Source organism: Mycobacterium sp. NPDC004974, assembly GCF_053600815.1.
Genome location: NZ_JBSGAQ010000001.1, coordinates 464,688 through 475,725, shown reverse-complemented (window position 1 = coordinate 475,725; position 11,038 = coordinate 464,688). Strand labels below are relative to the sequence as shown.

10 protein-coding genes are annotated in these 11,038 nt (G+C 68.5%); 4 read left to right on the top strand and 6 right to left on the bottom strand.

Annotated elements, in window-relative coordinates:
• The first annotated feature begins 20 nt into the window (after window positions 1-20).
• Window positions 21-1,550 (top strand): PE-PPE domain-containing protein, encoded by a 1,530-nt coding sequence (locus ACWEFV_RS02380; protein ID WP_450068939.1) that lies wholly within the window; start codon window positions 21-23, stop codon window positions 1,548-1,550.
• 19 nt (window positions 1,551-1,569) lie between these two features.
• Here ACWEFV_RS02380 and hflX read toward each other — a convergent pair whose 3' ends face one another.
• Genes hflX through ACWEFV_RS02360 form a run of 4 tightly spaced genes read right to left on the bottom strand, consistent with a single transcriptional unit; the run spans window position 1,570 to window position 5,487 of the window.
• Complete coding sequence (gene hflX / locus ACWEFV_RS02375; RefSeq protein ID WP_450068938.1) at window positions 1,570-2,979, bottom strand: GTPase HflX; 1,410 nt, start codon at window positions 2,977-2,979, stop codon at window positions 1,570-1,572.
• A 45-nt stretch (window positions 2,980-3,024) separates the two neighbouring features.
• Window positions 3,025-3,891, bottom strand: coding sequence for a diaminopimelate epimerase (dapF, locus tag ACWEFV_RS02370; protein WP_135453839.1), 867 nt, complete (start codon window positions 3,889-3,891; stop codon window positions 3,025-3,027).
• Between the two features lie 4 nt (window positions 3,892-3,895).
• Window positions 3,896-4,804 carry a tRNA (adenosine(37)-N6)-dimethylallyltransferase MiaA gene (gene miaA / locus ACWEFV_RS02365; protein WP_450068937.1) on the bottom strand — a complete coding sequence of 303 codons (909 nt, stop codon included), beginning with the start codon at window positions 4,802-4,804 and terminating at the stop codon, window positions 3,896-3,898.
• A complete protein-coding gene (locus ACWEFV_RS02360; protein ID WP_450068936.1) occupies window positions 4,801-5,487 on the bottom strand; it encodes a hypothetical protein in 687 nt (228 codons plus the stop codon). The genes miaA and ACWEFV_RS02360 overlap by 4 nt, the downstream gene beginning before the upstream one ends.
• A 237-nt stretch (window positions 5,488-5,724) precedes the next feature.
• Here ACWEFV_RS02360 and ACWEFV_RS02355 point away from each other — a divergent pair, with 237 nt between their 5' ends.
• Complete coding sequence (locus ACWEFV_RS02355) at window positions 5,725-7,080, top strand: DUF349 domain-containing protein (RefSeq protein ID WP_135453836.1); 1,356 nt, start codon at window positions 5,725-5,727, stop codon at window positions 7,078-7,080.
• Here ACWEFV_RS02355 and ACWEFV_RS02350 read toward each other — a convergent pair.
• Together ACWEFV_RS02350 and miaB are read right to left on the bottom strand one after the other, a co-directional pair.
• Window positions 7,077-7,754, bottom strand: a complete 678-nt coding sequence (locus ACWEFV_RS02350; protein WP_450068935.1) for an Rv2732c family membrane protein — start codon at window positions 7,752-7,754, stop codon at window positions 7,077-7,079. The genes ACWEFV_RS02355 and ACWEFV_RS02350 overlap by 4 nt on opposite strands.
• On the bottom strand, window positions 7,742-9,295 hold the full coding sequence (gene miaB, locus ACWEFV_RS02345) for a tRNA (N6-isopentenyl adenosine(37)-C2)-methylthiotransferase MiaB (RefSeq protein ID WP_450069253.1): 1,554 nt from the start codon (window positions 9,293-9,295) through the stop codon (window positions 7,742-7,744). Before miaB ends, ACWEFV_RS02350 begins: the two co-directional genes overlap by 13 nt.
• A 158-nt stretch (window positions 9,296-9,453) precedes the next feature.
• Between miaB and ACWEFV_RS02340 the strand changes: the two genes are divergently transcribed.
• A complete protein-coding gene (locus ACWEFV_RS02340) occupies window positions 9,454-10,182 on the top strand; it encodes an amino acid ABC transporter ATP-binding protein (protein WP_167858105.1) in 729 nt (242 codons plus the stop codon).
• 24 nt (window positions 10,183-10,206) lie between these two features.
• Window positions 10,207-11,019, top strand: coding sequence for a glutamate ABC transporter substrate-binding protein (locus tag ACWEFV_RS02335; protein WP_135453833.1), 813 nt, complete (start codon window positions 10,207-10,209; stop codon window positions 11,017-11,019).
• Window positions 11,020-11,038: the final 19 nt, after the last annotated feature.

Sequence of the window (11,038 nt, the reverse complement as noted above, 5' to 3'; positions counted from 1 at the left end):
GCAGAAGGAGATCCGGGCCGATGCGATTCTCACCCCGTTCTGCTGCCAGGTCGCTGCTGGTCGGCGCCGTGGCCCTGTCCGGTTCCGCCGCGATAGCGGTCACCACGACCTTCACCGCCGACGTCGTGCTCAGCGCCACGGTGCTGGTGGTTCCGGGTACCGGCACACCGAATCCGGCGTTGTCGCAGAACTACGAGGATCACGCGGTCCAGTACTACGTGGCGCCGGGCAGCACCTGCACCGACGTGACGTGCGTCGGTGTTCCCTACATCGCCCAGTTCTGGCCGTTCCCGTTCGCCGGGTGGGGCGGACTGGAGGGCGCCAAGTGGAACGTCTCGGTGCAGAGCGGTCTCTCAAGTCTGGCCACCGCCTACGGTGCACAGCTGACCCCACCGGCTCCCGGCCAAGAGCAGAACTACAACCCGGACCACGAGGTCGTGATCTTCGGCTATTCGCAGGGCGCCACCGTCGCCGGCATCTACAAGCGCAATCTCGCATATCTCAACAACGCAGGCGACCCGACGTTGCCCACCAACGTCTCATTCGTGCTGATCGGCAACCCGAACCGGCCCAACGGCGGCTTGTTCGAGCGGCTTGCAGCACTCGGCACCGTGCCCATCCTGGACGCGACGTTCGGCAATCCGACGCCCACCGACACCGCGCCCGACGGGGTGATCAACACCGATGACATCGCGCTGCAGTACGACGGCGTCGCCGACGCACCGTCCTGGGTGCTCAACCCGTTGTCCCTGGCCAACGCGCTCGCCGGGTTCGAATACGTGCACGGCACCTACCTGGCCCCCAAGGGCAGTGACGAGGCCGGCGCGACGCCTTACGGATACACGCCCGAGCAAGTGCAGGCCGCGGTCGCGAATGCCCAAGCGAATTGCTCGGAGGCCACTCACTGCCAGGTACACGGCGACACCCGCTACATCACCCTGCCGGCGAAGTACCTGCCGATCATGCAGCCGCTGATCGACCTCGGCGCGGCGACCGGAACATCCGCCGTGGTGATACCACTCGTCGATCTGGTCTCACCGATGATGCAGACGTTGATCGAAACCGGCTATGACCGTGGCGATTACGGCAGCCCGACGCCGTTCCAACTGGTGCCGAGGGTCAACCCGGTGAAGCTCGTCACCGACCTCATCAACGACATCCCAGAGGGAATCCAGGCAGCACGCAACCCTGGCCTCGACCCGTTGCCGGGCTGGTCCGACCCGACCGAATCCGCGGATACCGCCAACGCGCAAGACAACGTGAAGGTTTCGCACACCACCGCCATCGCACCCGAGTCGCCCAAGCTTCCCGACTTGCCTGAACTCAATGTGCTCAAGGCGAACCCGTTGACCAAGGCGACCACCGACTCCGAAGGCACGCCGACCACCGAGACCAAACGGCCGAAGCTGCGCGCCGGCGACGTCCGGCCGGCGCGTGATCTGGCGAAGTCGATCCGCAGCACCGTACGTAAGGCACTGGGCGGCCAGGACACAGGCAAAGACAAGGCCAAGCCGGCCGGCGCCACCGAGAAGAAGCCTGCGGCGGCCTGACGCCCGCTCTGAGAAGCGCTCAGAAAGTGGCGAACTCGCTCAGGCTCGCCGCCAGCGCCATCGGTACCCGCGCCTTGATGCGGGTGCCGTCGGCGGTGTGTTCGGTGGCATCCACCCGACCGTCGGCATGCACCCGCGCCACCAGGTCCCCACGGTCGTAGGGGATCGTCACGTCCACCGTCGCGTCGGTCGGGGGGATCATCTCCGCCATCCGGGCCCGCAGCCGGTCCAACCCCTCACCGGTGTGCGCCGAGACGAATACCGCGTCGGGCAGTGCGCGCCGCAGCGTCGCCAGCCCGAGGTCGGTGGCCGCATCGATCTTGTTGACCACCAACAACTCCGGCGGTGGAGCGATGTCGTATTCGGCGACCACATCGTTGACCACCTGGCGGACTGCGTTGATCTGCGCCAGCGGATGGTCGTCTGCGCCGTCCACCACGTGCACCAGCAGGTCGGCGTCGACCACCTCTTCGAGGGTGGACCGGAATGCCTCGACCAGCTGGGTGGGCAGGTGCCGGACGAAGCCGACGGTGTCGGTCAGCACGAATGGCCGCCCGTCGTCGAATTCTCCACGGCGCGTGGTGGGTTCGAGCGTCGCGAACAGGGCGTTCTCCACCAGCACGCCGGCCCCGGTCAGGGCGTTGAGCAGGCTGGACTTACCGGCGTTGGTGTAGCCCACGATCGCCACCGACGCGGCCTCCGAGGACAGCCGCCGGCTGCGCTGGGTGTCGCGGATCTTCTTCATGTCGCGAATCTCGCGGCGCAGCTTGGCCATCCGCTCACGGATGCGGCGGCGGTCGGTTTCGATCTTGGTCTCGCCGGGCCCGCGGGTTCCCACGCCACCGCCGGCCCCGCCGGCGCGGCCGCCGGCCTGGCGCGACATCGATTCACCCCAGCCGCGCAGCCTGGGCAGCATGTACTCCATCTGGGCCAGCGACACCTGCGCCTTGCCCTCCCGGCTGGTCGCGTGCTGGGCGAAGATGTCGAGGATCAACGCGGTGCGGTCGATGACCTTGACCTTGACCACTTTCTCCAGCGAGTTGAGCTGCGCGGGTGAGAGTTCACCGTCGCAGATGACGGTGTCTGCTCCGGTTGCGAGTACCACCTCGCGCAGTTCCATGGCCTTGCCCGAGCCGATGTAGGTCGATGGATCGGGCTTGTCCCGGCGCTGGATCAGCCCCTCGAGCACTTCCGAGCCCGCGGTCTCGGCCAGCGCCGCCAACTCGGTCAGGCTGGCATCGGCGTCGGCGGCGCTGCCCTCGGTCCACACGCCGACCAGGACCACGCGCTCCAGCCTCAGCTGCCGGTATTCGACCTCGGTGACGTCGGCGAGTTCGGTGGACAGCCCGGCGACGCGGCGCAGCGATGCGCGGTCTTCGAGGGCCAGCTCGCCTGTGCTGGGGGTGACGGGATGTTCTGGATGAGTCATATGTACTTACAGGTTGTCACGTGGATCGGGCCGCCCGCACTCCAATTACTTGTGCTCAGCGTTCCACCACTGCTCGGACAGGTCACCTCGGGCCACCAACACAGACGGTCCACGCAGGTAGCTGGTGGACTCGGTGATCGTCACGGTGACCTCCCCTCCCGGGATGCGCACCCGCAACGCCCCCGTGTCGGCACCCTGATGGGCCAGTGCCGCCAGGGTGGCCGCGACGGTGCCGGTGCCGCAGGAACGGGTCTCGCCGACACCACGCTCGTGCACGCGCATCGACACCGCACCATCGACCGGGACGGTGAGGACCTCGACGTTGACCCCCTCGGGGAACAGCTGCTCGTCGAAGGACACCGGCGCCGCGACGTCGAGCGCCGCCAACTCCCCCTCGGTCAGCCCGACACACGCCAGATGCGGATTGCCCACGTCGACGGCCACACCGCTGACGCGGCGGCCACCGACCACCGCGGTTCCCGTGCCGAACCGGTTGGCCTTGCCCATCTCGACGGTCACGTCCGCAGTGGTGGCGTCGACGCTGTGCAGCACCACGGGGCGTGGGCCGGCCAGCGAGCCCACCACGAACTCGTCGGCGGATTCCAGGCCGGAGGCGCGCAGGTAGTGCGCGAACACCCTCACCCCGTTGCCGCACATCTGCGCGATCGAGCCGTCGGCGTTGCGGTAGTCCATGTACCAGTCGGAGGCCGCAACCCCGTCGGGCAGTCGCTCGAAGACGCCGGCGGCCTGCGCGGCCCCGGCAGTCGTCACCCGCAGCACGCCGTCGGCGCCCAGGCCGCGGCGGCGGTCGCACAGCGCGGCCACGGCGGCCGGGGTCAGCGACAGCGCGGCGTCGAGGTCGGGCAGCACCACGAAATCGTTCTGGGTGCCGTGCCCTTTGGCGAAGATCACCTGATCAGGATACGTGCCGCCACGCCCGCAGCGCGTCGTGCACCAGTCCGTCGGCGGCCCCGTCCAGCCACACCACCCGATGGTCGCGCCGGAACCAGGAGCGCTGCCGGCGCACGTAGCGGCGGGTGCCGATGAAAGTGGGCTCCAGGGCGGCGGCGCCGTCTCCCCCGGCGTCGAGGTCGGCCAGCACCTGCGCGTAACCGAGCGCCCGCGCAGCGGTGACCCCGTCACGCAGTCCCCGGCCGATCAGTGTCCGCACCTCGTCCACCAGGCCGTCGGCGAACATCAGGTCGGTGCGTTGTTCCAGGCGCGCATCGAGAACAGATGTCTCCCAATCCAATCCGATGATCGCGGTGTCCCAGCGCGGCGTGCCGATGCTCGGCGCCGAGGCGGCGAACGGTTGGCCGGTGAGCTCCACGACCTCCAGGGCCCGCACGATCCGCCGGCCGTCGGTGGGCAGGATCGACGCTCCTGCGGCGGGGTCCACCCGGGTCAGCTCGGCATGCAGGGCGGCCACTCCCACCTCGGCCAGCCGGCCTTCCCACCGGGCCCGCACCGCTGGATCGGTCGCCGGAAACGTCCATTCGTCGAGCAGCGACTGGATGTAGAGCATCGAGCCGCCGACGATCACCGGGACGGCGCCGCGGGCCGCGATGGCCTCGACATCGGCCGCGGCGTCGCGCTGGTAGCGCGCCACCGTGGCGGTCTCGGTGACCTCGAGCACATCGAGCTGGTGGTGCGGGATGCCGTGGCGCCCGGCCACGGGCAGCTTGGCCGTGCCGATGTCCATGCCGCGGTAGAACTGCATCGCGTCGGCATTCACGATTTCGCCGCCCAGTCCCTCGGCAACCGCCAATGCCAGCGCCGATTTCCCGGTGCCGGTGGGCCCGATGATCGCGATCGGTCGCGTCATGGCAGCCATTCGCCGACGAAGTAGCCGACCCCGTAGGGCGCACCGCGGTACAGCTCACGTGCCGAGCCGGGAGCGGATCCGGTCAGGCCGGCCAACACCTGGTAGGCGACCCTGCCGAGTACCGGTTCGGGCAGCTCGGCCAGCGCCGCGAGGTCACCGGTGGCCAGGGCGTCGTCGAGGTCCTGCTGGGTGGCAGGAGAATCCGGCAGGTAACCACCGGGAGCCGCCGGAGTGAGGGTGTGCAGCCCGTCGGCGACGATGAGGACGCCGATGGGATCCGTGGATTCGTCGATCTGGCCGCGCAGCGCACGGCCGTGCGCCAGCGCTTCACCTACCGGGTGGGACGCAGCGTAGGCGTGCACCTCGATGTCGGTATCGGGTGCGGCCTGGCCACGGATCCACCCGGCCACCAGCACACACAGCGGTAGTTCGGCCGGCGCGCCCACCGGGCCCGGGCCGAGCGCCACCGGGACGTCGACGCCGTAGCCGGCGAAGGTCCCGGCACAGTCGGGTCCGTACACCTCGTCGCGGGGGCCGACGCCGACGGCCAGCCAACGCGCTGGTAGCGAACCCGCCGCGGCGATCACCGCATCGCGCAACCCGGCCACCTCGGCCGCCGCCACACCCACGAGTTCGGGTACGAGAACCGGCGTGGCGGGGACGATCGCGATGGCGCTGAGCACGTCACCAAACTAATGCGCGGCCCGTGCTGCGCTGCGAGGAGTGCTGGTGATCGGCGCCTTCGACACCGCCGGATGCGGTCGATCCGTCACCGCCCGACGGAGTTTGTCAGGGCATTGCGCCGAAAGCCGTGGGCACGGCACAGCACGACCTGCTTGAATAGCGGACAAGCAACAGCATCAGGCGCCGCGTCGCGCGGCAGATGCGCGGGTGAACCGCGCGGAGTACGAGGAGCGGATATGACAACCAGTGAGCCAGGCGGAGCCACCCCCCCGACCACCTCCGGGCCCACGCCGAAGCCCACGCCCTCGCCTATCCCAAGGCCAGGCCCACCCCGCCCCGTTCCTGGGCCCAGCCGGGTTGCTCCCGTGGTCGCGGTGGCACCGACCGGCGACCCACACCGGTTCGGCCGGGTGGACGACGACGGCACGGTGTGGTTGATCAGCGGATCCGGTGAGCGCGTCATCGGCTCGTGGCAGGCCGGCGACACCGAGTCGGCGTTCGCCCACTTCGGCCGGCGCTTCGATGATCTGCACACCGAGGTGGCCCTGCTGGAACATCGGCTCTCCTCAGGCACCGGCGATGCCCGCAAGATCAAATCGGCGGCCGCCGCCCTGGCCGAAGGTCTGCCCACCGCAGCAGTTCTCGGCGACATCGACGCGTTGGGCGCTCGTCTGACGGCAATCCTGGAACACGCCGATGAGGCCGCCAAGACCGAGCGGGCCCAGCGCGACGAGCACCGTGCCGCCCAGACCGCACGCAAGGAAGCACTGGCCGTCGAAGCCGAGGAGCTGGCTGCGAACTCCACGCAGTGGAAGTCCGCCGGTGACCGCCTGCGCGAGATTCTCGACGAGTGGCGCACCATCACAGGGCTGGATCGCAAGCTCGACGACGCCCTGTGGAAGCGCTACTCCACCGCCCGGGAGACCTTCAACCGCCGTCGCGGCTCGCACTTCGCCGAACTCGACCGCGGCCGCGTCGGCGCCCGACAGCTCAAAGAGGGGCTCTGCGACCAGGCCGAGCAACTGTCCGGGTCGACCGATTGGGGTGCCACCGCGGCCGCCTTCCGGGACCTGCTGACGCAGTGGAAGACCGCGGGACGCGCCGCCAAGGACGTTGACGACGCACTGTGGCACCGGTTCAAGGCCGCCCAGGACACCTTCTTCGGGGCCCGCAACGCCGCGAACGCCGAACGTGACGCCGAGTTCAAGGCCAATGCCACCGCCAAAGAAGCGCTGCTGGCCGAGGCCGAGAAGATCGACACGACCGATCTGGACGCGGCCCGCGCGGCATTGCGGACGATCGGCGACAAGTGGGACGCGATCGGCAAGGTCCCCCGCGAACGCGCCGCCGATCTGGAACGACGACTGCGCGCCGTGGAGAAGAAGGTCCGCGACGCCCCGGCCGGTGGCGTCGATCCCGAGGCCCAGGCTCGTGCCGATCAGTTCCGCTCACGTGCCGAGCAGTTCGAGCGCCAGGCCGAGAAGGCCGAAGCAGCAGGACGGGCCAAAGACGCCGCCGAGGCCAGGGCGAGCGCTGAGCAGTGGCGCCAGTGGGCCGACGCTGCAGCCGAGGCGCTGGGCAAGCGCAGCTAGGTCTGGTCCGGCTTCTCGCCGGCGGTGTCGGGCTTGGCACCGTCGGTGCCGGGCTTGGCGCCGTCGGCCTTCGTGACGTCAGGTTTCGTGACGTCGGGCTTGGGCGTGCCCGCACCGGGGATGCCGAGCACGCCGTGCTGCTGTTGCTCGGCGGCTTGACGGCGACGATCCTCCTCGGCCGCCAACTGCAGTGCGGTGCGCGACCACACCACCCGCGCCCAGTGGAACGTGAGCACGATTACCGCGAGCCAGCCGATGATCAGCCCGATGCCGGGGCCGGGATGACCCGCCGCGGTCTGGCGTGACCACACCGCGAGCATCCCGAGTGCACTGGCTACCGCCGAACCGGCCAGGGCCACCCAGGCCAGCGCCCAGCGGCGGGTGATCAGCGCCAAGGTCGAGAACCCAACCGAGAACACCAGTGCCAGCCAGGTGAACACCCGCGACGGTAGTGAGATGCCGTCTGCCAGGGCCGTGGCGTCACCGACCAGAACGTCGAAGCCCTTGCTGGAACCGGTGTGCGGCAGCACGAACGACAGCAGCACCACGAACACCAGGATCGCCACCACCATCGCACGCGGACCCGAGTCGAACTCCCGGGTGACCTTGCGTTCGACGGCGGCCAGGTCGCCCTTGAACCGCTCGAAGTCGCTCTCGTTGCTCAACAGCCACATCCTTCTGATGACGGTGGGGTCTGCGGCGCACCGATCCGCGGCAACCCCAGGCCGACGCCGGTACGGGGGCGCTGGCCGGCCGCGTGGGCGTCGCCGGCGCGGGTGCGCCGATGGGTGGCCAACGGGGCATCGGCGATCAGATGATGCGGCGCGGCGCCGGTCACCGTGGTGGTCACGATGTCGCCGGGCCGAATGTCGTTGTCACCGGGGGCGAAATGCACGAGCCTGCCGTCGCGGGCCCGGCCCGACATGCGGGCGGTGGCGGCGTCCTTACGTCCCTCGCCGGTCGCGACCAACAGTTCCACCGCCCGGCCGATCTGAGCCTGGTTCTCCTGCAGGGAGATTCGCTCCTGCAGCTCGATCAGCCGCTGATAGCGTTCGGTGACAACCGCTTTCGGCAACTGGTCGGGCATCTCGGCCGCCGGGGTACCGGGCCGGATCGAGTACTGGAACGTGAACGCGGTCGCGAATCGCGACTGTTCGACGACGTCGAGGGTGGCCTGGAAATCTGCCTCGGTCTCACCGGGGAAGCCGACGATGAGGTCGGTGGTGATCGCGGCGTCGGGAATCGCGGCCCGGACCTTGTCGATGATGCCCAGGTAGCGCTCGGCCCGGTACGAGCGGCGCATCGCCTTGAGAATGCGGTCTGAACCGGACTGCAGCGGCATGTGCAGCGTCGGGCACACGTTGGGGGTCTGCGCCATCGCCTCGATCACGTCGTCGGTGAACTCGGCCGGGTGCGGTGAGGTGAACCGAACCCGCTCCAGCCCCTCCACGTCGCCGCAGGCACGCAGCAGTTTGGCGAACGCGCTGCGGTCGCGCGGCAGTTCCGGGTCGGCGAACGACACACCGTAGGCGTTGACGTTCTGACCCAACAGGGTGACTTCGAGCACGCCCTGGTCGGCCAGGGTCTGCACCTCGGCGAGGATGTCGCCGGGCCGCCGGTCGACCTCTTTGCCGCGCAGCGAGGGCACGATGCAGAACGTGCAGGTGTTGTTGCAGCCCACCGAGATCGACACCCATGCCGCGTAGGCGGATTCGCGCGTCGCGGGCAGGGTGGACGGAAACTCCTGCAGGGCCTCGACGATCTCGACCTGGGCGGTGCGGTTGTGCCGGGCCCGGTCCAGGAGCACGGGCAGGGACCCGATGTTGTGGGTGCCGAAGACCACGTCGACCCACGGGGCGCGGCGCAGCACCGAGTCGCGGTCCTTCTGCGCCAGGCAGCCGCCGACGGCGATCTGCATGTTCGGATCGGCCTGCTTGCGCGGGGCCAGGTGGCTGAGGTTGCCGTACAGCTTGTTGTCGGCGTTCTCCCGCACCGCACAGGTGTTGAACACCACGATGTCGGCGTCGGAGCCGTCCTCGGCCCGTCGGTATCCAGCGTCCTCGAGCAGGCCCGACAACCGCTCGGAGTCGTGCACGTTCATCTGACAGCCGTAGGTGCGGACCTGATAGGTGCGCACGGCACGCTGCGAGGCCGGTGCCGTGGACTCCTCGCGCGAGCGCTCGTCGGCGTCGCCCGTCGCGTCCCGGTTCACCATCGTCGTCACGGCCTCAATGGTACGGAGGCTCCCGAAACGCTAACGCGGCGGATTGACGAGATCCGGGCAGGCTGGACGTTCCCTGGGTAAGGTCACCTGCCATGGGAAGCCCCGGCGAGCAGCCGCAGGTCGACAATGCAGCACTTATAGATGTGCCGATGATCTCACTGTCGGGAGTCAACAAACACTTCGGATCTCTGCACGTACTGAACGACATCAACCTCGAAGTGGGCCGCGGCCAGGTCGTGGTGGTGCTCGGCCCGTCGGGTTCAGGTAAGTCCACGTTGTGCCGCACGATCAATCGACTGGAGACCATCGATTCCGGCAGCATCGCGATCGACGGCCAGGTGCTGCCGGCGGAGGGGCGCAAGTTGGCCCAGCTGCGCTCCGATGTCGGCATGGTGTTCCAGTCCTTCAACCTGTTCGCACACAAGACGATCCTGCAGAACGTCACGCTGGCGCCGATGAAGGTGCGCCGGAAGTCCAAGACCGAAGCCCGCGAGAAGGCGATGGCCCTGCTCGATCGCGTCGGGGTGGCCAACCAGGCCGACAAGTACCCGGCCCAGCTGTCCGGTGGTCAGCAGCAACGCGTCGCCATCGCGCGCTCACTTGCCATGAACCCGAAGGTCATGCTGTTCGACGAGCCCACCAGCGCCCTGGACCCCGAGATGATCAATGAGGTTCTGGCGGTGATGACCTCATTGGCCGGCGAGGGCATGACGATGGTGGTGGTCACCCACGAGATGGGTTTCGCCCGCCGGGCATCTGACCGGGTGGTGTTCATGGCTGACGGCGCCATCGTCGAGGACGCACCACCGGCCGAGTTCTTCGACAATCCGAAATCCGATCGCGCCAGAGATTTTCTCGGCAAGATCCTCCATCACTGACGCAGTCCCGAAAGGAACCCGAACATGCCATTCGTGCCGTTCAAGTTGGTCGGTACCCTCGCGCTCGCGATCGCCCTCCCCTTCGCCGCGACCGCGTGTGGCGGCGGCGGTGACTCCGGAAAGATCGTCATCGGCACCAAGTACGACCAGCCGGGGCTCGGTCAGAAGAAGCCCGACGGCACCATGTCCGGTTTCGACGTCGATGTGGCCAAGTACGTGGCCAAGGAACTCGGCTACCCCGAGGACAAGATCGAGTGGAAGGAAGCGCCCTCGCCGCAGCGCGAGACGCTGATCCAGAACGGTCAGGTCGAATACATCGTGGGGACCTACTCGATCACCGATGCACGCAAGGAGAAGGTCGACTTCGCCGGCCCCTACCTGCTCACCGGGCAGAGCCTGTTGGTCCGGGCCGACGAGAACGACATCACCGGGGCAGCCTCGCTGGAGAACAACAAGAAGCTGTGTTCGGTATCGGGTTCGACCCCGGCGCAGAACATCAAGACGAAGTACCCGAAGGTGCAGCTGCAACAGTTCGACACCTATTCGGCCTGCGTCGACGCGCTCAAGAACGGCATCATCGACGCGGTGACCACCGACGAGGTGATCCTGGCCGGCTTCGCCGCGCAGAGCCCGGGCACCTTCAAGATCGTCGGTGACACGTTCTCCGAGGAGCGTTACGGCATCGGCCTGAAGAAGGGCGACACCGAACTACGCAAGAAGATCAACGACGCGATCGAGAAGATGGAATCCAGCGGGGCCTGGAAGGAAGCGTTCGAGCGCAACCTCGGCCCGGCCGGCATCAGTACCCCGGCGCCGCCCGCCGTCGACCGAAGCTGAGTCGGAGACAGCGCACCGA